This window comes from Ferrimonas sp. SCSIO 43195 (assembly GCF_023716685.1).
In the GTDB taxonomy this organism is placed as follows: Bacteria; Pseudomonadota; Gammaproteobacteria; order Enterobacterales; family Shewanellaceae; genus Ferrimonas; species Ferrimonas kyonanensis.
Genome location: NZ_CP072679.1, coordinates 4,219,490 through 4,241,656, shown reverse-complemented (window position 1 = coordinate 4,241,656; position 22,167 = coordinate 4,219,490). Strand labels below are relative to the sequence as shown.

Below are 22,167 nucleotides of genomic sequence, written 5' to 3'. Positions count from 1 at the left end.
GGTGGCCGGGAAACCGGCCGCCGTGTTAGAGGTGTGCACTCAGGACTGAGGGGCAATCAGCATGGGTAACCCCACTGGCGGGGCATCGACTGAGGGTCGTTCGGGCACAAAAAAAGCCAGTCGCTTAGCGACTGGCCTTTTAATGACAACTGCTAGCGCAGCGTCATTAGAAGCGGTAGCGCAGACCTACGGTGAATACGCTGTCGTCGATGTCTTCAGCACCTTTCACGGAAGCATCGTAGTAGGCGTAGTGGCCGTAAACGTAAGCCGCTTTGCTCAGGGTGTAGTCAGCACCGATGGTGTAGTTGGTGACGTCTTCAACGGTACCGGTGTTAACTTTGTCTCCATTGCTGTCTTTTTCGTTGGCGTATTTGGAGGCGAAAGTACCCATGCCGCCGTCGTCGAAGCCGTACTGGGCTTTCAGCATGAAGTTACCCAGAGGGTACTTGGCAGACACGGTGTAACCGGTGGCGTCGATGCTGGAATCGGCAGTCGCTTCACTGTCCTGGTAGATGGCGGCCAGAGCCAGCTCGCCCACTTTAACCTGACCGGTGATACGGTAAGCAGTCAGACCCTTGATGCCGTCAACGTAGCCGGCACCAACGAAGTACTTGGCTTTCTTCAGCGTCTTGTCGCCGTAGCCAACCATCAGGGCGAAGTTGTCGCCGTCATCGCTAGTGGCACCAGCGTTGTCGTCTTCCAGGATGTAGGTGGCTTTACCAGAGAACAGACCCATGCTTGGCAGGGTGTAGGTCACGCCATCGGCAACACGATCCTGACCAGGCAGAATCATGGTGATGTCGGCGTTCAGGTTACCGAATGCATCGGCACCGCCTTCGGAGCCTTTAAAGGCGGTGTCGTTACGACCGAAGACCACTTCACCGAAACCACCGGCCAGACCCAGGTAGGTGTTACGAGAGGAGAAGGTGTCGGCATCGTTGTCGGTACCGTTTACACCGAACTCAGCCTTGTAGACCAGTTTCAGTGCGCTGTTGATCTCGTGAGCGCCTTTGATACCGATGTTGGAAGAGTTGTTTTCCAGCACGGTGCCTTTGTCGTTGGAGGTACCCTGTACGGTGTAACCGGTGTCGGAATCGGCTACGGAGATGTTCAGGTCACCATAGAAAGTTGGCATTTCTGCCATAGCACCAAAAGAAGCTGCTGCGAAGATGGAAGCAACTGAAAGGGCTAGCGTCCGTTTTTGCATGATCATTTTACTCCTGACGATCAATGAATACCCGACCCTAAATTCACATCGCGGCAACATTTAATCCCGCAGAGTAATGAAAGATCAGGCTTTTTAATTATTTTGCGCCAACGATTCTGGCAGGAAGCGTGTGACATGCAACCGTCTTGAGTGGCATTTTTTGAGTTGGCGCACGTTTTTGGGTGAAAAAGTTGTGAATCTTGCTCAGCATCAACAAACGACCATTTAATTCATTGAATCAATGAAACTATCTGGTTATGGTTATCGGTTCCTCTCCGTGAATATCTGCGCCTGCATCGGCGCGCTCCGATTGCCCTGTTATACTGCCTGCCTCTGTTTCTGGAATTTCAGCAATGAACGACGATTACCTTCAGCGATTCGGTGGAATCGGCCGCCTCTATGGAGCCGCGGCACTGCAACATTTTTCCCAGGCCCATGTTTGTGTGGTGGGCATCGGTGGCGTCGGCACCTGGGTGGCCGAGGCCCTGGCCCGCAGTGGCATCGGTGAACTGACCCTGATCGATCTTGATGACATCTGCATCACCAACAGCAATCGCCAGTGTCATGCACTAACCCAAACCATTGGTCAGTCCAAGGTGGCGGTGATGGCCCAACGCCTCCGTGACATCAACCCGGACTGCAAGGTCAATGAGGTAGAGGAGTTTGTCGACAGCGACAACCTGTTTGAGCTGATCGACGATCAGCTGGATTACCTGGTGGATTGCATCGACAGCGTCAAGGCCAAGGCGGCGTTGATTGCCCATTGCAAGCGGCGCAAGATCAAGCTGGTGACCGTGGGCGGTGCCGGCGGCCAGATGGATCCCACTCGGGTTCAGGTGGCAGACTTGGCCAAAACCTATCAGGACCCCCTGGCTGCCAAGGTGCGTAACCTGCTGCGGCGTGACTACAACTTCAGCAAAAACCCGAAACGCCGCTTTCAGGTGGAGTGTGTGTTTTCGGATGAGCAACTGAAATACCCCGGTGCCGACGGTCAGATCTGTCTGGCTAAAGGTGCCGCCGAGGGCCCCAAGGCGATGGATTGCGCCAGTGGCTTTGGGGCGGTGACGCCACTGACCGGTACCTTTGGGTTTGTGGCGGCCAGCCGGGTGTTGATAAAACTGGCGGAAAGGGCCAATCGCGAAGCCTGACGCCAGGGCGGTTTGTCGGCAAGACCCGCCGCCACATATACTTAAACAAGGACATAGAGGTCAGGGAGGTGGCATGCTGGGGCGCAGAGGCACAATCGGATTTATGCTGCTGTGGCTGTGCGGTGCGCCTGGGTGGAGCGTCGCCGCTGGCAGCCCCCCTGAACCGCAAGATCCGCCGCAAGCGCAGCCGGAACCGGAATCCGAGGCGGATCGGCCACAGCTGGATCAACAGCTGCGCTGGTTCGATAAGGCCCACACCCTGTTGTCCGGTTCGGCGCAATCTTCGGCGCTGTGGTTTGATGACTTTTTCGGCCCCAGTGACGATGCCGATCAGGCCAGCAGTCATTTTCGGTTGCGATTGCAGCAGGAGTTTGTCGAGCGCGAAGAGGACGATCTAAGGCTGAGGGTCTCGGCGTCCTACTACCTGCCAAAAACCTCGAAACGTTTGAAGTTGTTATTGGAGTCTGATGAGCAGGATGACCTGTCCCAGGTCAGTGACAGCCTCGGGGCCGATGTCGAGGCCACCACTCGGGCGGCGCTGCGCTGGATTCCGATCAATCTCGACTCCTGGGATCTGTCGGTGGATCTGGGGGCATCGCTCTCTTCGGGACTGAACCCCTTCCTTAGAAGCCGGGCGCGCTACTTTGAGTCCATCGATGACAACACCCTGCTGAAACTGTCTCAGGAGGTGCGGGTGGAATCGGACGATGGCTGGAGCGAAACCTCGCGCCTCAACCTGGAGCGGGTCTACGACGATCATGCCTACCGTTGGCAAAATCGCGCCCGCTTTGGCGAGGAAACCGAAGGGTTGGAGTGGGTGACGTCATTGAGTCGCGTGCAGTGGCTGGACGATAAAACCGCCTTTTCCACCTTTATTGCCGCCTCCGGAGCGACCCGGGATGACGGCGACGAGAGTGAGATTCGGCGGCTGGGATTCACCTTTCGGCGTAATTTTGCCCGCGACTGGCTGTACTATGAGATCGAGCCACAGCTGACCTGGCCCCGAAAGTACGATTTCGACACCAACATTGAGCTGCAATTGACGCTGGAGGCGCAGTTCGGTGAACGGCGCCACTGAGGGTTACTGCCGTTGCCGTGCCAGTATGGCGCTGACCAGGGCACTCAGGCCGTTGGCCCGGGAAGGGCTCAGGTGTGCCGACAGCCCCAGGGTGTCAAACCAACCTTCCAGATCCAGCTGAGCCAGTTGCGCCGAGCTCTTGTGGTTGCAGGCACTGAGAATCAATACCAGCAGCCCCTTGATGATTCTCGATTCGCTGTCCGCCAGGAAGTGGTGGATTCCCTGTTCGTCCTGATGGTGATACAGCCAGGCGGCACTTTCACAGCCTGAGACCTGGGCCGACGGCCGCTGCCAGCGTGGCTCCAGCGCCGGCATGCGGTTGCCCAGCTTCATGATGATGCGATAACGGCCCTGCCAGTGACTCTGGGCCATCAACTCCCGATCCAGCTCAGTCTGATCGATCTCGGCCCCTAGCGGCGAGTCGATGAATTGCTGCACTCCAGGTTTAGTCATTCAAAAACTCCGTAATTTCGGCCAGCGCCGCCACGAAGGCGTCCACTTCCGCTTCGGTGGTGTAGAGGGCAAACGACACTCGACAACTGCCTTTACGGCCCAGGGCCTGCATCAGTGGCTGGCAGCAGTGATGACCGCAGCGCACCGCAATGCCGGCTTGATCCAGCAAAATACCGATGTCCTGATGGTGCTCGCCCTGCACCTCAAAGGAGAGGGCGCCGAGATTGTCACCGTCGGCGGCGATGGCGTTGACCCCGTCAAGGTTGGCCAGGCCGGCTTTGGCTCGATTCATCAGTGACCGTTCGTGGTTGGCGACGGCGTCGGCATCCAGAGATTGAATGAACCTGAGGGCGGCGCCGAGACCGATGGCTTCGGCGATGGCCGGGGTGCCGGCTTCAAATTTGTAGGGCAGGCGGTTGAAGCGGCTGCCCTCAAAGCTGACGGTGTCGATCATCTCGCCGCCGTATTGGTAGGGCGGCATCTGCTGCAACAGTTGTTGGCGCCCCCACAACACACCGATGCCGGTGGGACCGTAACACTTGTGACCGGAAAAGGCGTAGAAGTCGCACCCTAACGCCTGCACGTCCACCGGCAAATGGGCCACCGCCTGGGCACCGTCGACGATGGTAATGGCCCCCACGGCTTTGGCGGCGGGAAGCAGGGTTGCCAGTGGCGCCTGTTTGCCCAGGGCATTACTGACCTGAGTCAGGCTCACCACCTTGGTACGCGGACTCAGTAGTGACCGATAGGCGTCCAGGTCCAGATCGCCGCTGGCGGTCAGCGGAATCGGCACCAGCCTGGCACCGGTCTGAATCGCCATCTGTTGCCAGGGCACGATGCAGGCGTGGTGGGCCCAGGTATCAATCAGAATCTCGTCGCCGGGCTGCAGCAGGTGGCTGCCCAGAGAGCGCGCCAGCAGGTTCATCGCTTCGGTGGTGCCACGGGTGAAGATCACCTCTTCCCGGGAGGGCGCATGAATGAATTCGGCCACGGTGTCGCGGGCGCCTTCGAAGTCGCGGGTGGCCAGATCCGACAGCCGGTGCGCGCCGCGATGCACGTTGGCATTGTGACGACGGTAAAAGTGGTTCATGGCGTCGAGAACCGCCACCGGCTTTTGGGTGGTGGCGGCGTTGTCGAGGTAGATCAGTCCGGGCTGAGCCAGGGCCGGGAACTGCTCCCTGAGCCGTGACAAGGAAGGGGTCATGGTCACTCCGAAGGCGAATGTCGGCGACGAAGGATGACGGATTCCCGCGCCGCTTTTAAGTCTTTGCAGCATAGGATATCAGGTTTGCGGTGATCGAACCTTTTTCAATGCACAGGGTTAATTGATTGTTATCAAGGTTAAAACGGTGTGGATCTCTCTGGTCGGAGCTGCTTAAATGACCACTGGCTCACTGGGGAGGTGGGCGTGACAACAAGGATGACGATAATGAAAAAAACACCTTTATGGATAGCCATGTCCCTGGCGTCCGGTCTGCTGGTCAGCGGTTGCAGTAATGACGATAACCGCAAAGACGACGTTACGCCCGAGCCTGAGCCCCAGGTCGCGGTGTTTGCCCCCGATGGCAAACTGGACGCCCGTATTCGCCGCACCACCTACGGGGTGCCCCACATCGAAGCCGATAACATCGAGAGCCTGGCTTTTGGCTCTGGCTATGCCCAGGCCCAGGATCACCTGTGCCTGTTGGCCGATGGCGTGATCAAGGCCAACAGCGAGCGCTCCAAGTACTTTGGACCCCATAAGAGCATCGATTTTGCCACCGGCCTACCGGTGCAGGAAGACAATCAGAACCTGGTCAACGATTTTGGCTACAAAGCCCTGGGAGTACGCGAAGCGGCGGTGGCGGCGATGCCGACCCTGGGTGAGCGTTCTCGCGCCATGCTGTCCGGTTTTGCCGCCGGCTATAACCTGTACCTGGCGGATCTGGCCAGTGGCGCCATCACCACGCCCAACCTGCCTTGTGCCGGCCAGCCCTGGGTGAAGCCAATCACCGACGTGGACATGCTCACCTACCTGTTCTCCATCGCCCTGCTGCCCGGTGCTGCCAACTTTCTGGATCTGATCTTCTTCGCCAACCCGGGCGACGGCGATGAGTACCTGCCGCGGCCAGCGGCGACCGCATTGACCACGCCAGAATCCAAGGCGATGCTGGCGGATGTGCGCACCAAGGCGTTGACTCGTTCACAGACCTTGACCACGCCGCAGGTCAACCCCATGGACATGGGGTCGAACGGCTGGGGACTGGGGGCCGAAGTGACCGACAACGGCAAAGGAATGGTGCTGGGCAACCCCCATTTTCCCCATACCGGCCAGTTGCGTTTCTGGCAGTCACACCTGACCATTCCCGGTTTCCTCGACGTCATGGGCGGTTCGTTGGTGGGAATGCCCGGTGCGGTGAACATCGGCTTTAACCACAACCTGGCCTGGACCCACACCTTCTCCACCGCCGAACACTTCATCATGTACAACCTGGCGTTGAAACCGGGGGATCGCCTCACTTATCTGTTTGACGAGCAAGAGATGGCCATTACCCCTCGCACCTACACGGTGGAGGTCAACATCGGCGGCGGAGTGACGATTCCGCTGGAGAAAGAGGTGTACCTGACGGCCAAGGGGCCGATGGTGGAAGCACCGCCTCAGCTGGCACCCTTTGGTTGGGACGACAGCCAGGCGTTCTTCATTCAGGATGCCAATATGGCCAACACCGATGTACTCGAGCACTGGTCGGCCATGAACTTCGCCACCAACTTGGAGCAATTCCAGCAGGCGTTCAAGGACTTCGACGGGGTGATCTTCAACAACACCATGTACGCCGATGATCAAGGTAACGCCTTCTACATCGACGACTCCACCGTTCCCGGGCTTAGCAGTGACGCCGAAAATGCCATCTGGCTGAGCCCGGACATTCGTGCCGCCAGAGAGAGTGCCGGTTTTACCATTCTGCCCGGCGATGACTCGATGTTTGCCTTTGACGCTCCGGTGGCTTACGACCAAGCGCCGAAACTGCTGCGTCAGGATTTCGTTCAGAACTCCAATAACTCCTACTGGATCACCAATCCGGCTTCCCCCATTGAGAACGTATCGCCGCTGTACGGCGACCGCAGGGTAGAGCAGAGCCTGAGAACTCGAATGGCGTTGACCTTGATGAACGACGCCCGCGGTGACGATGGCAAGTTCAGCCGCCAGGAGGTGGAAGCGGCGTTGATGTCCAACCGGGCTTATCTGGCCGAATTGGTGTTGCCACAGTTGCTGGAGCAGTGTGAGGCCCAGGGCAGCACCCTGGTGGTGGTCAGCGACAGCCTCAGCGTCGATGTCTCCCCCGCCTGTGCCGCGTTAGCCAAGTGGAATGGGGCCCAGAATCAGGACAGCGTTGCCGGTGCCCTGCTGAGGGAGTTCGGCTATCGCTTCGACAGCGAGGCCCATCTGGATGTGCCTTTTGTGTACACGGATCCGCTCAATACCCCGAATACGCTGGCGGCCGACGGCTCCGCACTGGTGGCGTTAGCGGCAGCCAGTGCCACCCTGACCGACAACGGCTTTGCCCTGGATGCGCCGCTGGGCAGCATGCAGTTCGTGGAAAAGTCGATGCCTGACGGCAGCGCCTCTGGTGCTCGTTTCCCCTGGGCCGGAGCCAACAACCGTGAGGGCGGTTTCAATGTGTTTGCCTACTCCAATGAAGCCAACGATGACACCCTGCTGCCACAGCATGCCTATCCCGCTGCAGTGGACGCGGTCACTGGTGCGCCGACGGCGTCTGAATTGACGACCGAAGGCTACCATGTGCGTTACGGGTCCAGTTGGATGATGGTGGTGGGCTTTGAGGAGCAGGGGCCACAGGCGCGGGGATTGCTGACTTACTCCGAGTCTAATAACGCCCTGTCTCCCCATTGGAACGATCAGACTCAGTACTACTCGCAGAACACCGCCCTGCGGCCGTTGCTGTTTACCGAGTCCGCCATTGCTGCCGAGACGCTGTCGGACATCAGCATTCAATTGCAGAAGTAACTCGGTGAAATCGACATTCAGGGCCTCTCGATGAGGCCCTTTTTTTGGCTCACTGAACGGCGTTGTTTCCCACGGCGTTGTGCGACCCGGTTCACGAACCTGACTTCCCGCCGCCCTGTTTGCAGAATTCCGCTCGACCTGATCAAAACATTTGGCTATTTTGCCAAGTGTTGAATCTATTTATCTGGATGAGCGTATGTTATCGACCACTCCCGACTGTGACCGCCTGCATCAGCGTGCGGCGGTGCTCAAGGCTCTGGCCCACCCGACCCGGCTGTGGCTGGTGGAGCAACTGCAGCAGCAAGAGCGCTGTGTGTGTGAGCTGATGGAGGAGGTGGATGCCGACATCTCAACGGTTTCCAAGCACCTGGCTGTGTTAAAGCAGGTAGGGCTGGTGGCCGTGCGCCGACAGGGCAAACAGCGCTACTACCGGCTGACAACCCCCTGTCTGATGTCGATGTTCCACTGCATCGAACGGGTTATCGATCATCGCTCGCCACTCACCAAGCAAGAGGAAGCATCATGAAAGTTGAAGTACTGGGATCCGGTTGTAAGAAGTGCAATACCCTGGCAGAGCTGATTGCTGAGCGGGCTCAAGCCCTGGCGATTGGCATTGAGTTGGTCAAGGTCAGCGACATGGCGGTGATTCTGGAGTATGGCGTAATGTCCACGCCGGCCATCGTCATCGACGGTGAAGTGAAAGTCAGTGGCGGTTCGCCGACGGCGGCCGAGATCGACGCCCTGTTGCAAGCACGCTAAGCCGTCGGCAAGAGGTGGCAGTTATGAGAGTGATCCAAGCATTGCTGGTGGTGGCATTGTTGTCCGGTTCGGCATGGTGGGCCTGGACTCAGACCCAGCCGACGTCGGTTGCGGCCGCGGCGGTGGCGTCTCCGAACTACCAATTGGGGCCGAATCAGCATCTGACGGTGTACTACTTCCATGGCAGCGCCCGTTGCACCTCCTGCGTGACCATCGAGCAGCTCACCCGCGAGGCGGTGGAGCACGGGTGGCCTGAATTGGTGCAGCAAGGTCAGGTGGAATTGCGCAGCATCAACGTCGATCTGGCGGAGAATCGGCACTACATCGATGACTTCCAATTGGTGACTCGCTCGGTGGTGGTGTCTCTGGCGCAATCGGGGACTGAGCCAAGGTGGCGCCGGCTGGACTCGGTGTGGCAGCTGTTCAACAACCGCCAGGCCTTCTTTCAGTACCTGTACGGCGAAACCGGTCTGTTGGTGACCGGAGCGTCATCATGACCGCATTGATGCTGGCGGCATTGAGTGCACTGTGGTTGGGGGTTTTGACCTCGGTCTCCCCCTGTCCACTGGCGACCAACGTCGCCGCGGTATCCTACCTCAGCCGTCAGGTATCCAGTCCCCGCAGGGCGGTGCATCAAGGGCTGGCCTATGGCCTGGGGCGAACCCTGAGTTACCTGGCCTTGGCGGCACTGCTGTTGGGCGGCGCCTTGTCGGCACCGGGATTGTCACAGTTTCTGCAGTCCAACATGAACATGATGTTGGGCCCGGTGATGGTGCTGGTGGGAGTGGTGTTGCTGAACTGGCTGCGGCTACCGCTGCCGTCCATGGGGTTGTCTGAGTCTCTGCAGCGGCGCCTGAGTCAGGGTGGCTTGCCGGGAGCGATGGCACTGGGAGCCTTGTTTGCTTTGTCGTTTTGCCCCACTTCAGCGGCGCTGTTTTTTGCCTCATTGCTGCCGTTGGCCATGGCCCATCAGTCGGTGCTGATGCTGCCGGGCATGTACGGCATTGGCACCGCTCTGCCGGTGCTGGGGTTTGCCATGATGGTGAGCCTGGGCACGTTGCAACTGGCGGCGGTTCACCAGCGTATTGCTCGGGCGGAGTTGCTGTTGCGGCGGCTGTCCGGGCTGCTGTTCCTTGGGGCCGGTTTGTATTACTGCTGGGTGTATTTAACCCCACTGATAGGGTGAATGATGTTGTCACTGTTTACTGAGTTAGCGGATTGGCTGGTGTACCAACTGCTGGGGCTGTCTGAACAGACCCGGCTGGGCCAGGCACTGCACTTTTTTGTAGAGGACACCAGCAAGATACTGGTGTTGTTACTGGTGATGATCTACGCCATCGCCCTGGTACGCGCTTCGCTGGATGTGGAGCGGGTCCGCCAGTACCTGGCGGGTAAGAGCCGCTTCAGCGGCTACGTGCTGGGTTCGAGTTTTGGCGCCATTACCCCGTTCTGTTCCTGCTCCAGCATTCCGGTGTTTCTCGGCTTTACCTCCGCCGGCATTCCGGTGGGCATCACCATGGCATTTCTGCTGACCTCGCCGTTGATCAATGAGGTGGCGGTATTGTTGTTACTGAGCCTGTTGGGCTGGAAGTTAACCCTGCTGTACGTGGTTATCGGCCTGGTGATCGGCATGCTGGGAGGCTGGATTCTGGACAGCCTCAAGGCGGAGCGTTGGTTGCAGCCTCTGGCGGCGAAAGCCTATGCCATGGGGCAGGACCAGCCTCAATCCCAGCCGGTTCAGCCTCAGTCCCGGCCCTCAATGACGCTGGCTCAGCGCCATGAGTTCGCTACCTCAGAGACGCGAGAGATCGTCGGCCGGGTATGGAAATGGGTGATCATTGGCGTCGGCATCGGCGCCGGGCTGCATGGCTTTGTTCCGGCGGGCTGGCTGCAGGCCAACCTGGGGGATGGCCAGTGGTGGTCGGTGCCATCGGCGGTGCTGCTGGGGATTCCACTGTACGCCAATGCCACCGGGGTGATTCCGGTGATGGAGAGCCTGCTGCTGCAAGGGGTGCCGCTGGGCACCACCCTGGCGTTCTGCATGAGTACGGTGGCGGCCAGTTTTCCGGAGTTTGTGATGCTGAAGCAGGTGATGCAGTGGCGGTTGCTGGCGCTGTTGATGCTGATGCTGCTGACCGCGTTTACCCTGATGGGGTGGCTGCTGAATCTGGCGTAGCCGCGGCGGCGACCTGGTACAGTTCCGGGTGAAGAAACGGAGCCAGCAGCATGCACAGGGTGTCGCTGTAGACGCTGGTTCGGTCCACCAGGTTGTTGGTGAGTATGCCCATGGCACCGCCTTTCTGGCGAATGTTGTGGTCGTTGAACAGTTCGTCCATCAGTGGCCCCAGTTCTTCGCCCTGTTCCAGTCGTTGACTGATGACCTCCGGCAGGGGCAACAGCCCGGTGCGACCGATCTGAGTATGTTGGCCATCGCTGATGGCCACATAGGCAAAGGTAAAACCCTGACCGTGGATGCGGTCATAGCCGCCTTCGAACGACACATACAGATCCGCCGCCATCGCCTTGATGGCATCGAGGCGGTTTATGGCGCCGACCCGAGTTTCGGTTTCACCCAAGGGTTGCTCATCCACGCCGGAGGGGGCACTGACCCCTTGAACCTGCCACTGGCAATCCGGGTAAGCCGCTTGCAGGGCTTGGGTGGCCGCGTTGACTTTCACCGGGTTGCGGGAGGCAACAATGAGAGTTTTTTGTACTATTTGGGTCATCGTCGATGCCGTCAAAGAGGGAATGTGACACAATAGTCGACAATCTAATCAGTGACTTCAAGTATTATGATCTACCTTCTGTATTTACTTCTTGGTGCGTTTGCCGGCGTGTTGTCCGGCTTGTTTGGCATTGGTGGTGGGCTGGTGATCGTACCGGTGTTGCTGACCACTTTTAAACTGCTGAACTTCGATCCTCAACTGACCATTCACATGGCCCTGGGCACCTCCCTGGCCACCATCATTGTCACCTCGATGAACTCCATGTGGGCCCATCATCGTAAAGGCGGAGTGGATTGGAAAGTGGTGCTGACCATGGCGCCGGGCATTGTGGTGGCCGCCTATCTCGGTGGGTTTGTGGCGCACCTGCTGGACGCCACCGTGCTGGCGTACTGTTTTACCGGCTTCATTACCCTGGTGGCCATCAAGATGTGGTTCGGTCTCAAACCCAAGGGCCAGCAACCGTTTCCCGGTGTGGTCGGCCTGAGCATTTCCGGCATCGGCATCGGTTTTCTGTCAGCCATCTTTGGCATCGGCGGCGGCACCATCAGCGTGCCTTTGCTGTCGCGGTTTGGACTGGAGATGCGCAAAGCGGTGGGAATCTCATCGGCTCTGGGGTTGCCCATTGCCCTGACCGGTGCCCTCAGTTACGCCATCAGTGGTTGGAATGCGCCGGGTCTGCCGGAGATGAGTCTGGGCTACGTGTATCTGCCAGCCTTCATCGGCATCGTGCTCACCAGTTCGGTGTTTTCCCGGGTGGGCGCTAACCTGGCCCACAAGCTGGATCCTCGGTTGATGCAAAAGAGCTTTGCCCTGCTGCTGGTGATCATTGCGATAAAGACTTTGCTGACCAGTTAGTCGTTGGTGTAAATGTTGTAACTTTATTACATATGAAAGTTTGAGACTGGGCCGCTGTGGCCCAGTTTTTTTATCTGATCGAATTACCTTCGTCACAAGAGTAACCTGATTCACCCGTTATTTAACGGCCTTATCGCCATTTTAACCCTTCAATTACAATCAAATTAGCCATATTCATGCGGGCATGCGAAAGATCAATGCTGTGAGCTCGCTCACATCAGAAAATCATGTTTGAGAAGTGAATCACATTTAGTTTGTAATAAATCTATATATTTGCCCTCGCTAACTCGAACACTCATAGGTGATTTTTCATGCAGAACCAAAACACTGCAACTGCCACTGCGACCAATACCAAAGCGGTGGGCTATACCAAACAAGACCTGACCTGGTCACTGTCCATGTTCGGCACCGCGGTTGGTGCCGGCGTCCTGTTCCTGCCGATTCGCGCCGGCCTGGAAGGCTTCTGGCCTCTGATCGTCATCGCGATGCTGGTGGGGCCAATGACTTACCTGTCTCACCGTGCCCTGGCGCGTTTCGTCCTGTCCTCCAAACGCAAAGACGCCGACATCACCGATGTGGTGGAGGAGCACTTCGGTAAGAGTGCCGGCCTGTTGATTACTTTCCTGTACTTCTTCGCCATCTACCCCATTGTGTTGATTTACGGTAATGCCATTACCAACACCATCGACAGCTTCATGGTCAACCAGTTGGGCCTGGAGTCCATGCCTCGCTGGATTCTGTCTGGTGCGCTGGTGGCGATGATGATGGGCGTGATGATTCTGGGTCGTCGCCTGATGCTGAAAGCCACAGAATTGCTGGTGTACCCTCTGGTATTCATCCTGTTTGCCATGTCCATCTACCTGATCCCGGACTGGTCCACCGCCGCCATGAGCACCGATAACATCCCGGCCATGGGCGACCTGCTGACCGTGGTCTACCTGACCATTCCGATGCTGATCTTCTCCTTTAACCACAGCCCGGCGGTTTCCTCCATGGCGTTGGCGCAGCGGGAAGCGCACGGTGACGATGCGGTTGCCAAGTCCGACATGATTCTTAAGCGTGCGTCTATGATGCTGCTGGGCTTCGTGATGTTCTTCGTCTTCAGCTGTGTACTGGCGCTGTCTCCGGAACAACTGATGGAAGCCAAGGCTCAGAACCTGCCGGTATTGAGCTACCTGGCCAACGAATACGACTCGCCGCTGATTTCGGTCATCGGTCCCCTGGTGGCGTTCCTGGCGATCTTCTCCTCTTTCTTTGGCCACTACCTGGGTGCTAAAGAGGGTCTGGCTGGCATCGTGAAGAAAGCGGCACCGAAGGCGGTTGAGAGCATGGGTGAGAAGACCTTTGACAAGGCTCTGGTTGCGTTCTTCTTCTTCTCCGTATGGGGCGTGGCCATCATCAACCCATCGGTACTGGGCATGATTGAGTCCCTGGGAGCGCCGTTCATCGCTGCCATCCTGTTCCTGATGCCGATGTACGCCATCAAGAAGGTGCCATCCATGAAGAAGTACGACGGTGCACTGTCCAACATCTTCGTCACAGTCATGGGCTTGGTGGCCATCTCTGCCATCGTTAAAGACCTGATTTAATCAGCGTCCCCTGACTCTGCAAGCCGGAGTCGCAAGACTCCGGCTTTCTTATTTTTACAGAGGTTTTCTTCATGTTCAGTGTTTTCGATATCTTTAAAATTGGTGTAGGCCCATCAAGCTCCCACACTGTGGGACCCATGAAGGCCGCCAAGCAGTTTATTGATGAACTGCGTGCCATGGATAAACTGCGTGAGGTGACTCGCATCAGTGTCGATATCTATGGCTCTTTGTCTCTGACCGGCAAAGGCCACCATACGGATATCGCGATCATTATGGGTCTGGCGGGCAACAGCCCGGAAACCGTCGATATCGATGGTATTGCTGATTTCATTCAGCGGGTTGAGCAAACCGAACGTTTGCCAGTCGGCATGCACTGCCATGTGGTGGATTTCCCCCGAGAGGCGGTGACCTTCCACAACCACGCGCTGGACCTGCACGAGAACGGCATGAGCATCCATGCCTTCATCGGTGAAGAGACCGCCTTGTCGAAGACCTACTACTCCACTGGCGGCGGCTTCATTGTCGACGAAGAGAATTTTGGTAAACCCGCTTCCAACCTGAAGCCGGTACCGTACTCCTTTACCGATGCCGAAGAGATGTTGAGGCAGTGCCGCGAGACCGGCATGAGCATCTCGGCACTGATGATGGAGAACGAGAAGGCCTACCACAGCGAAGCCGACATCCAGGAAGGCTTTGGCCGAGTATGGAACGTCATGCGCGAGTCCATCGAGCGTGGCTGTGGTACCGAAGGCCTGCTGGCCGGGCCACTGAAGGTACCGCGTCGGGCGGCGGCACTGCATCGGCAGCTGATCGCCAATGAGCGCAACAGCAACGATCCCATGAGCATCATCGATTGGGTCAACATGTTTGCCCTGGCGGCCTCGGAAGAGAATGCCGCCGGAGGCCGGGTGGTGACCGCCCCCACCAATGGTGCCGCCGGTATCATTCCTGCGGTGTTGGCGTACTACGACAAGTTCATTGAACGTGTGGATGCCCAACAATACAGCAAGTTCTATCTGGCGGCCGGTGCCATCGGTGCCCTGTACCAGATGAACGCCTCCATCTCCGGCGCCGAAGTTGGCTGTCAGGGTGAAGTGGGGGTGGCCTGTTCCATGGCGGCGGCCGGTCTGGCTGAGCTCATGGGCGCCAGCCCGTCTCAGGTGTGTGTGGCGGCAGAGATCGCCATGGAGCACAACCTGGGACTGACTTGCGATCCGGTGGCGGGCCAGGTGCAGGTTCCCTGCATCGAGCGTAACGCCATTGCCTCGGTGAAGGCGGTCAACGCCACCCGAATGGCGATGCGTCGTAATTCGGATCCCTGTGTGTCTCTGGATAAGGTGATTGCCACCATGTATGAGACCGGTAAGGACATGCATCCGAAGTACCGCGAAACTTCCCAGGGGGGATTGGCGATCAAAGTTCTGAACGTTTGCTAGCGCCAGTGAACGCTCACCAAGCCGGCTTTCGAGCCGGCTTTTTTGTGCTGGCTTATCGTTGGCTCAGTATCAGCAACTGGTGATCGCTGCTGGCGTCCATGCTGGCAATGATCGACCCAGGCAACCGCCGCTGCAGTTCCCGAAACCAGGCATCGGCCCGGTGCCCACCCAGGCGTAATTCGATCAGGCAGCGACGCTCGCGGCAGATGGGGGCATGGGAGAAGGCCTGATCCATCGGTCTCGGAATGGCCTGGTTTAGCCACTGAGGCTGAGCCCAGTCTCCCCATTCCTGATCAGCGTAAAAGTGCTGCCAGCTGCGGCGGTGAGCCGGGTTGCTGTCCTCGATGGGAAAGGCGGGGTGCAAGCGCTGAAATCGGCTCGGAGTGCCCTGACGGTCGTCGGCCTGATAGACCCAGCCTTGCCAGACAAATTGGGGGCCCATGCGTTGGTACTGAGCCAGCAGCGCCTGACGGTCGATGGCCTCAACCGGGAACGGCTGGTTGCCGTCGTGGTGCAATGAGGATTGGGTCCACATCAGGGTGTCGCCATAGGTCGTAAGAACGTCCATGGCAGGGGCAGAATCGGGTTTCCACAACAGCAGAGCCGCCAACAGCGGCGTCAGCCAGATCAGGGTTATCAGGCTCTGGGATCGCATCTCTCACTCCTTGAGAATGGTCACCCCTATTGTAGGAAGGGCGGACTAGGACTTGGTGTTTTTTCCAGCAATAAAGGCGGGGACATTGTCTGCCGCCATCGGCCTTCCCAGTTGAAAACCCTGACCGAAGTGGCAACCCATGTTGCGCAGGATCTCAATCTGTCGAATGTCATCGATGCCTTCGGCGTTGACCTTCATGTTGAGGGCGTTGGCCAGATGGACAATGGCCTGAACCACATCCCGGGCCCGCTGTTCGGTGTGTACCTGGCAGGTAAAGCTGCGATCGATCTTGACGATGTCCAGTGGCAGGCGATGCAGGTAGTTCAGAGAGGAGTAGCCGGTGCCGAAATCGTCCATGGCCAGGCGCACTCCCAGGCGCCGAATCTGTTTCAGCACTATCGAGGCCTGCTCATGCTGGCCCAACAGCGAACGTTCGGTGATCTCCAGTCGCAGCGACTCCGGCGGTAAGCGGGTCTCTTTCAGGATCGAGTTGATCACATCCAGGCTGTTCTGGCGCGAGAACCACTCGGAACAGAGGTTGACGCTGACACTGATGCGCGCCATGCGTGGGTACTTGCGTTGCCAGTCGGCGAACTGCTGACAGGTTTTCTGCAGTACCAGCCGATCCAGCTCCAGGATCTGGCGGGTCTCTTCCATCACCTCGATGAATTGAGCGGGCAGCTGCAGCCCCTTGCTGGGGTGGCGCCAGCGCACCAGTGCCTCAAAGCCCACCAGTTGCTCATTGTCCAGACGCCACACCGGTTGATAGTGAATCTCAAACTGATCCTGTTCGATGGCCCGGGCCAGCTCGGTCTCCAGTCGCAGTCGCACCTGTGCCGCCTGGCGCATGGTGCCGGTAAAGACCACCGGCTGGCGGCCACCCTTGGCCTTGGATTGGTACATGGCAACGTCGGCATCCCGCAGGATCTCCTGAGGGCTGTTGTAGGCGTCGTCACAGTAGGCGATGCCGATGCTGCCACCGCTGTAGATCTCTTCGTTATTGATCAGGAACGGCTGCGACAGCATCTTGTGAATTCGCTGGGCGGTGATCATCGCATCCTGACTGTCATGCAGGTTGTCCAGCAACACGGCAAATTCGTCGCCGCCTAAACGGGCCACGGTGTCACTGCCCCGCAGGCAACGCTTGAGCCGGGTCGACACCTGCATCAGCAAGGCGTCGCCGGTGAGATGGCCGAGGCTGTCATTGACCATCTTGAAGCGATCCAGATCCAGGTAGATCAAGGCGTAGTTAAAGTCGGCGCAGCGCTTTCTCTGGGCAAACAACTGGTCCAGACGTTCCAGCAACAGTGCCCGGTTGGGCAAGCCGGTGAGGTGATCATGAAGGTTGTCGTGGCGAAGCTGGCTCTCGATGCGTCGCCGTTCGGCGATCTCGTGTTGCAGGGCCTGGGTGCGCTCGTTGACCGCCCCTTCCAGTGCCTGCTGGGTTTCTGACAGGCTGCGGTGGGCCTGTTGAATGATGATCACGTTGGCGATGTGCTGCGCCAGATAGGACAGCATCTGCAGATCGTCATCGCTGTAGCGGCCGACCTGATGGTAATCCTGTATCACCACCGCGCCGATGACGTTGTCGTCGTTGATCAGCGGCGCGCCCATCCAGGACTGGGCGCAGTGGCCGATTTCATGGGCCAGGCCCTCATCAATCAGTGCCTGGCGTTGCTGGTAATCCAGCAGCAGCGGCTCGGCCCGTTGCAGCAGGTACTCGGTGAGGCCGTTTCCCAGGGGCCGGCGCTTATGCAGTTTGTGCTGGAACTCATCCACCATGTAGGGGAACTGCAGCTGACGGCGTTCCTGGTCCATCAGGGCGACGTAAAAGTTATTGCAGGGAAGCAGGCGCTTAAATTGCTGATGAAATTGCTGGCACAGTTGATCCAGGGGCAGCAGCTGCCGGCTGAGGCTGGCGATCTGATGCTGAACCGATAACAGGGTTTTTTGCTGCGCCAGTTGCCGATCCACCTGTTGCTGCTGTTGTCGCAGCTGTTGCAGTTGCTGACGGACCGAACGGGTGTGCAGGGCCTGCTTCAGCAAGCCGGAAAACTGCTTCAGCAGCCGTTGGTCCTGCTCGCTGTAGCGATGTTTGTCGGTGCAAAATACCACGATGGCACCGCTGCCATTGTCGGCGTCACACCAGGGCACGCCGAGCCAGGCCTGGGGCTTGGGGGGCGTCAACTGGACCTGCTTATTCATCTGCCGGGCCACCAGTTCGGCCTGGGACAGATTCAACGGGCTGCGCCCTTTCATCAGGTAGTTCACCAGGCCGTCGTCAGCCAACAGGCTGTGGGAGTCCAGATCACTGCCCTTGTACCTCAGCTGTGGGGGCTCGCCTTCGATAAGCAGAAAATGGGGCGCGTGCAGTTGTTGCTGCAGCCATTGATGCAGGATGGCAAACAGCGGCTCCGATGGTTGTTCCGGCACACTCAGCTGAGCCAATGCTGCGATCATCGGCGCATTGTCTGCGGTGGAGGGGAGCGGCGAGAGCGAAGTCAGCATCGGCGTTGTAGTGAAGATCTTAAAGCTATCATTATTTTGCGCCCATGATGCCACTTTCTCCTTAATGTTGCCAAGCGAATGAGCGACTAAACTTTAAACAACATTCTCGCTAACTTCGACGGGGGGGAGATGCCTCTTCATTTTTGCGGTTGGTGCGCGCGTCCGACGTCTCATCAGCCGGGGGCGGTGTGTCACCGCCTGCATCTGGTCATGACGTTGATGACCCTGGGAGGATGGAGTTTTGTCTGGGCCTACCTGGATTGCACTGCCTGTCGTTGTCAACGTTGCGGGCTGGGGTGCGGCTTACCCCTGCTGGGGTTTGCCGGGGCCTATTATCTCAGTTTGGCCGAGCGCCGACGTAGCTCCCTGGCGCAGTGGCGTCCGTAAAACCCTGATCCTGGTCAGTGACCGCCACCGGGATGAATTTTGATCACGTTTGTGTCCATTTGAGCAGTCCTCGAAGGGGATTTTTGCTAGAATCCTTCGCGGTTTTACCCTCCCTACATAAAGAACGAACCGATAGGAATTCTATGTCTACCTCCCGCAATCCCTTGGCCGGTATCTGGTGCAAGTGGTCATCTGTGCCCCTGTGGTTGAAAATTCTCACTGGCATGCTGCTCGGCATTGCCACTGGCGTTGCCATGGGCGAATCTGCCGAATACCTCAAGCCCATTGGCTCCCTGTTTGTGAATACCATCAAGATGCTGATCGTACCTTTGGTATTTTGTTCGCTGATTGTCGGGGTGACCTCGATGCAGGACACTCAGAAGATGGGTCGCATCGGTTTGAAGTCCTTTGTGTTTTATTTGGGAACCACCTCCATCGCCATCACCATCGGATTGGCGCTGGGTTACCTGCTTGAGCCCGGTGCCGGAGTGCAGATAGCCGGTTCCATGGAAGCGGGCGCCAATCTGGCCAAAGAGGCGCCCAGCCTGGCCGAGACACTGGTGAACATGATCCCCACCAATCCCATTGCCGCATTGGCTCAGGGCAAAATTCTGCAGGTGATCGTGTTTGCTGTGGCGCTGGGCATTGCTCTGGTGTTGATTGGCGATCATGGTAAACCTGCCATCAAGTTGTTTGAGTCTCTGGCTGAAGCGATGTACAAGCTCACCGACATGGTGATGAACCTGGCTCCCTATGGGGTGTTCGCCTTGATGGCCTGGGTGGCCGGAAAGTACGGCCTGGACGTGTTGCTGCCGCTGTTGAAAGTGATCATCGCCGTGTACCTGGGCTGTGCCCTGCACATCTTCGGCTTCTACAGCTTGGTGCTGGCTGGCTTGTCCCGCATCAGCCCGATTCATTTCTTCCGCACCATCTCAGAAGCGATGGCGGTGGCTTACACCATGTCCAGCTCGGCCGGAACCCTGCCGGCCTCGATGAAGTGTGCTAAGAAACTTGGCGTCAACAAAAGTATCTCCAGTTTTGTGCTGCCGCTGGGCACCACCATTAACATGGATGGTACGGCTCTGTACCAGGGTGTCTGTGCCCTGTTCGTGGCGCAGTTGTTTGGCATCGACCTGACTTGGGTCCAGTACCTGACCATCATCGTTACGGCGACCCTGGCCTCCATCGGTACTGCCGGGGTGCCGGGTGCCGGCCTGGTGATGCTGACTCTGGTGTTGACCACCGTTGGCTTGCCTCTGGAAGGGGTGGCACTGGTGGCGGGCATTGACCGGGTGCTTGATATGGCCCGCACCGTGGTCAATGTGTCCGGTGACCTGGTGGCGACCACCGTCGTGGCTCACTCCGAAGGGGAGATTGGCGAAGCGACCGAGGTTGAGGCCGACGCCGAAGCCGCTCGCGTTTAAGCGGCGTCGCAGTCACAACAACCCAGCCAATTGGCTGGGTTGTTTGGTTTTAGGGCCGTTCTATGGTTGCCGTGCCAATGATGGGATCAGGGCGCTCGATAGGATCAGGCCGGCTCCGAGCAAGGCGGGTGTGTCGGGCTGCTCCGAAAACCACCAGTAGCCGAACGCCATGGCGTAGAGGATTTTGGCGTACTCGACATTGGCAATGACATTGGCGGGTGCCAGCTTGTAGGCGCTGACGCCGAGCCACTGTGCCAACGAGGACAGGAGGCCGACGCCCAGTAACATCATCCACTGCGCAGGCGTCGGCCACTGCCACTGAAGCAGCGCCGGAATCAGGGCCAACAGGCCGACAAAGACTGCTTGGTAGGCCAGCAGTGTCAGCCTGGGTTCGGTTTGCGCGATACGGCGGACACAGACAACGGCGACCGCAGCGCCGATTGCCCCCGCCAGTCCGGTGGCGGTATAAACCAGTGCCGTTCCCTCGAAATCGGGCTGAACCACCAGCATGACTCCGGCAAACCCGATTAGCAGGGTCAGCCATCGGTGGCGAGACACGGCCTCTTTCAGCCACAGACGGGCAATCAGGGCCACAAACAGCACCTGGGTGAAGCCAAGAGCCGTGGCATTGGCCAGCGGCAGGTGACCCAGGGTCAGAAAACCCAGAGACAGGGCGGTAAAGGCGCCGCCGATACGGGCGACATGCAATCCCAGGTGGCGTGGTGTCAGCAGGCTGTCCAGGGCGTTCAACATGGCGGGCGCCAGCAAAGTCATCAACACCAGTTGCCGGACGAACAGGATCTGCAATACCCCCATGGTTTGCTCGCTCAGTACGCGAACCAGTACCCCGACGACCACAAACAGTGCCGTGGAGAGCAATGCCAGGCCGATGCCCTTGTGGGCATCAGACTGGGGGGAAAGCCGTTGATGAGTAAGTTGAAGCAGCGCCGCAGAGGCAGAGAGGAAGGGAGCCATGACAGACCTCAGTGATGAATGAGGCCGGCAGTTTGAACCCGCACGTTGTAGACAGGTCAAGGGCGGGGTTGGCGGCGGTGTTCAATCTTGGCTGCGTTGGCGAATGGCGCGGATTTCATCTTCATCGATGTTCAGCGACTCCAGAAACTGTTGGTGGCCTTGTGGCTCCATGCGTTCAAATTGTCGGTGCCAGTTACGCATCTCCCGCTCGCCCATGCCGGCGGCTTGCATGATGTGGGTCCAGCGCGATTTGGTCAGTCCCTGTGGCTGTAACAACTGTGGCGTTTCCAGCAGGGTCATGATGGCCCGCTGCTGTTGTCGCAACACCTGAATCTCCCGCTCCAGCGCCGTAAATTGATCCTGCAGAGTTTGCTGTCGGTTGGCGGCGTCCGGTTGTGCCAATAACGGTGCCAGTTTGGCCACCGGCAGGCCAAAGGAGCGGTAGGCCAGAATTTGTTCCAGGCGCGCAATCTCCTTGTCACCGTACCAGCGGTAACCGTTACCACTGCGACTGGCGGGGGACAACAATCCCTGCCGTTCGTAATACAACACCGCGGTACGGGACAAGCCGAATCGCGTTGCCAGTTGAGAAACCGTGAGCATGGCTGCCTCCAAATGTCAGTGTAACGACCAGTATTAACCCTATACCAATAGACGGGTCAATGAAGAGTCTCGTCTTGAATGCTGGAAAATAGAGTATTTAGTTCAGTTATTTATTTGTTAACCCCAGGTGAAATCGACCTGTAATCACTCGTTATGTAAACAATCTCTAATGTCTTTTTTTCTAACGAAAGCTGAGATGCAAACTTTTGAATAATAGTGATTAAGTTCATCGTGTTTGCGGCTTGCATGGGTCATTTTCGGCCCACAATGCCCTGTTTAAATTGGGGGTATTTTGACGGTCTGGGCGAGGGCGCTGTCGCAGCCGGTTTTGTAAATTGCAGTTTGGATTTGAATCATG

21 protein-coding genes are annotated in these 22,167 nt (G+C 58.0%); 13 read left to right on the top strand and 8 right to left on the bottom strand.

Annotated features, from left to right (window positions below):
• Positions 1-166: 166 nt before the first annotated feature.
• On the bottom strand, positions 167-1,144 hold the full coding sequence (locus J8Z22_RS19600) for a porin (RefSeq protein ID WP_252007722.1): 978 nt from the start codon (positions 1,142-1,144) through the stop codon (positions 167-169).
• 416 nt (positions 1,145-1,560) lie between these two features.
• Here J8Z22_RS19600 and tcdA point away from each other — a divergent pair, with 416 nt between their 5' ends.
• Positions 1,561-2,355 carry a tRNA cyclic N6-threonylcarbamoyladenosine(37) synthase TcdA gene (gene tcdA / locus J8Z22_RS19595; protein WP_252007719.1) on the top strand — a complete coding sequence of 265 codons (795 nt, stop codon included), beginning with the start codon at positions 1,561-1,563 and terminating at the stop codon, positions 2,353-2,355.
• A gap of 73 nt (positions 2,356-2,428) precedes the next feature.
• Positions 2,429-3,433, top strand: coding sequence for a hypothetical protein (locus J8Z22_RS19590; RefSeq protein WP_252007717.1), 1,005 nt, complete (start codon positions 2,429-2,431; stop codon positions 3,431-3,433).
• A 3-nt stretch (positions 3,434-3,436) separates the two neighbouring features.
• Here J8Z22_RS19590 and J8Z22_RS19585 read toward each other — a convergent pair whose 3' ends face one another.
• Both J8Z22_RS19585 and J8Z22_RS19580 read right to left on the bottom strand, forming a co-directional pair.
• Complete coding sequence (locus J8Z22_RS19585) at positions 3,437-3,886, bottom strand: SufE family protein (RefSeq protein WP_252007715.1); 450 nt, start codon at positions 3,884-3,886, stop codon at positions 3,437-3,439.
• Positions 3,879-5,090 (bottom strand): aminotransferase class V-fold PLP-dependent enzyme, encoded by a 1,212-nt coding sequence (locus J8Z22_RS19580; RefSeq protein ID WP_252007712.1) that lies wholly within the window; start codon positions 5,088-5,090, stop codon positions 3,879-3,881. Before J8Z22_RS19580 ends, J8Z22_RS19585 begins: the two co-directional genes overlap by 8 nt.
• 225 nt (positions 5,091-5,315) lie before the next feature.
• On the opposite strand from J8Z22_RS19580, the gene J8Z22_RS19575 reads away from it, so the two are divergent.
• From J8Z22_RS19575 to J8Z22_RS19550, 6 genes are all read left to right on the top strand, one after another.
• Positions 5,316-7,892: an acylase gene (locus tag J8Z22_RS19575; protein ID WP_252007709.1), complete on the top strand. Its 2,577-nt coding sequence runs from the start codon at positions 5,316-5,318 to the stop codon at positions 7,890-7,892.
• A gap of 196 nt (positions 7,893-8,088) precedes the next feature.
• A complete protein-coding gene (locus J8Z22_RS19570) occupies positions 8,089-8,418 on the top strand; it encodes a helix-turn-helix transcriptional regulator (protein WP_035414978.1) in 330 nt (109 codons plus the stop codon).
• Positions 8,415-8,651, top strand: a complete 237-nt coding sequence (locus tag J8Z22_RS19565; protein ID WP_252007707.1) for a thioredoxin family protein — start codon at positions 8,415-8,417, stop codon at positions 8,649-8,651. Before J8Z22_RS19570 ends, J8Z22_RS19565 begins: the two co-directional genes overlap by 4 nt.
• A 23-nt stretch (positions 8,652-8,674) precedes the next feature.
• Positions 8,675-9,148, top strand: coding sequence for a nitrophenyl compound nitroreductase subunit ArsF family protein (locus tag J8Z22_RS19560; protein ID WP_252007704.1), 474 nt, complete (start codon positions 8,675-8,677; stop codon positions 9,146-9,148).
• Positions 9,145-9,837 carry an aromatic aminobenezylarsenical efflux permease ArsG family transporter gene (locus J8Z22_RS19555; protein WP_028111574.1) on the top strand — a complete coding sequence of 231 codons (693 nt, stop codon included), beginning with the start codon at positions 9,145-9,147 and terminating at the stop codon, positions 9,835-9,837. Before J8Z22_RS19560 ends, J8Z22_RS19555 begins: the two co-directional genes overlap by 4 nt.
• Before the next feature lie 3 nt (positions 9,838-9,840).
• The gene (locus J8Z22_RS19550) at positions 9,841-10,827 is read left to right on the top strand and encodes a permease (protein WP_028111575.1); all 987 of its coding nucleotides are present in this window, start codon (positions 9,841-9,843) and stop codon (positions 10,825-10,827) included.
• On the opposite strand, the gene yjjX is transcribed toward J8Z22_RS19550, so the two are convergent.
• Positions 10,793-11,377: an inosine/xanthosine triphosphatase gene (gene yjjX, locus J8Z22_RS19545; protein ID WP_252007701.1), complete on the bottom strand. Its 585-nt coding sequence runs from the start codon at positions 11,375-11,377 to the stop codon at positions 10,793-10,795. The genes J8Z22_RS19550 and yjjX overlap by 35 nt on opposite strands.
• Before the next feature lie 66 nt (positions 11,378-11,443).
• Here yjjX and J8Z22_RS19540 point away from each other — a divergent pair, with 66 nt between their 5' ends.
• From J8Z22_RS19540 to J8Z22_RS19530, 3 genes are all read left to right on the top strand, one after another.
• Complete coding sequence (locus J8Z22_RS19540) at positions 11,444-12,232, top strand: sulfite exporter TauE/SafE family protein (protein ID WP_028111576.1); 789 nt, start codon at positions 11,444-11,446, stop codon at positions 12,230-12,232.
• A gap of 311 nt (positions 12,233-12,543) precedes the next feature.
• On the top strand, positions 12,544-13,821 hold the full coding sequence (locus tag J8Z22_RS19535) for an aromatic amino acid transport family protein (RefSeq protein WP_028111577.1): 1,278 nt from the start codon (positions 12,544-12,546) through the stop codon (positions 13,819-13,821).
• Between the two features lie 71 nt (positions 13,822-13,892).
• Entirely contained in the window at positions 13,893-15,257 is a 1,365-nt protein-coding gene (locus J8Z22_RS19530) for an L-serine ammonia-lyase (RefSeq protein WP_028111578.1), read from the top strand.
• Positions 15,258-15,309: 52 nt separating this feature from the next.
• On the opposite strand, the gene J8Z22_RS19525 is transcribed toward J8Z22_RS19530, so the two are convergent.
• Together J8Z22_RS19525 and J8Z22_RS19520 are read right to left on the bottom strand one after the other, a co-directional pair.
• Positions 15,310-15,912 (bottom strand): hypothetical protein, encoded by a 603-nt coding sequence (locus J8Z22_RS19525; protein WP_252007698.1) that lies wholly within the window; start codon positions 15,910-15,912, stop codon positions 15,310-15,312.
• Between the two features lie 45 nt (positions 15,913-15,957).
• The gene (locus J8Z22_RS19520) at positions 15,958-18,420 is read right to left on the bottom strand and encodes a bifunctional diguanylate cyclase/phosphodiesterase (RefSeq protein ID WP_252007696.1); all 2,463 of its coding nucleotides are present in this window, start codon (positions 18,418-18,420) and stop codon (positions 15,958-15,960) included.
• A gap of 129 nt (positions 18,421-18,549) precedes the next feature.
• Here J8Z22_RS19520 and J8Z22_RS19515 point away from each other — a divergent pair, with 129 nt between their 5' ends.
• Both J8Z22_RS19515 and J8Z22_RS19510 read left to right on the top strand, forming a co-directional pair.
• Entirely contained in the window at positions 18,550-18,807 is a 258-nt protein-coding gene (locus J8Z22_RS19515) for a hypothetical protein (protein WP_252007694.1), read from the top strand.
• 143 nt (positions 18,808-18,950) lie between these two features.
• On the top strand, positions 18,951-20,231 hold the full coding sequence (locus tag J8Z22_RS19510; protein ID WP_028111581.1) for a dicarboxylate/amino acid:cation symporter: 1,281 nt from the start codon (positions 18,951-18,953) through the stop codon (positions 20,229-20,231).
• 60 nt (positions 20,232-20,291) lie between these two features.
• Here the strand turns inward: J8Z22_RS19510 and J8Z22_RS19505 are convergent, their stop codons facing one another.
• Complete coding sequence (locus J8Z22_RS19505; RefSeq protein ID WP_252007691.1) at positions 20,292-21,206, bottom strand: DMT family transporter; 915 nt, start codon at positions 21,204-21,206, stop codon at positions 20,292-20,294.
• An 81-nt stretch (positions 21,207-21,287) separates the two neighbouring features.
• Complete coding sequence (locus J8Z22_RS19500) at positions 21,288-21,809, bottom strand: MerR family transcriptional regulator (protein WP_028111583.1); 522 nt, start codon at positions 21,807-21,809, stop codon at positions 21,288-21,290.
• Positions 21,810-22,167: the final 358 nt, after the last annotated feature.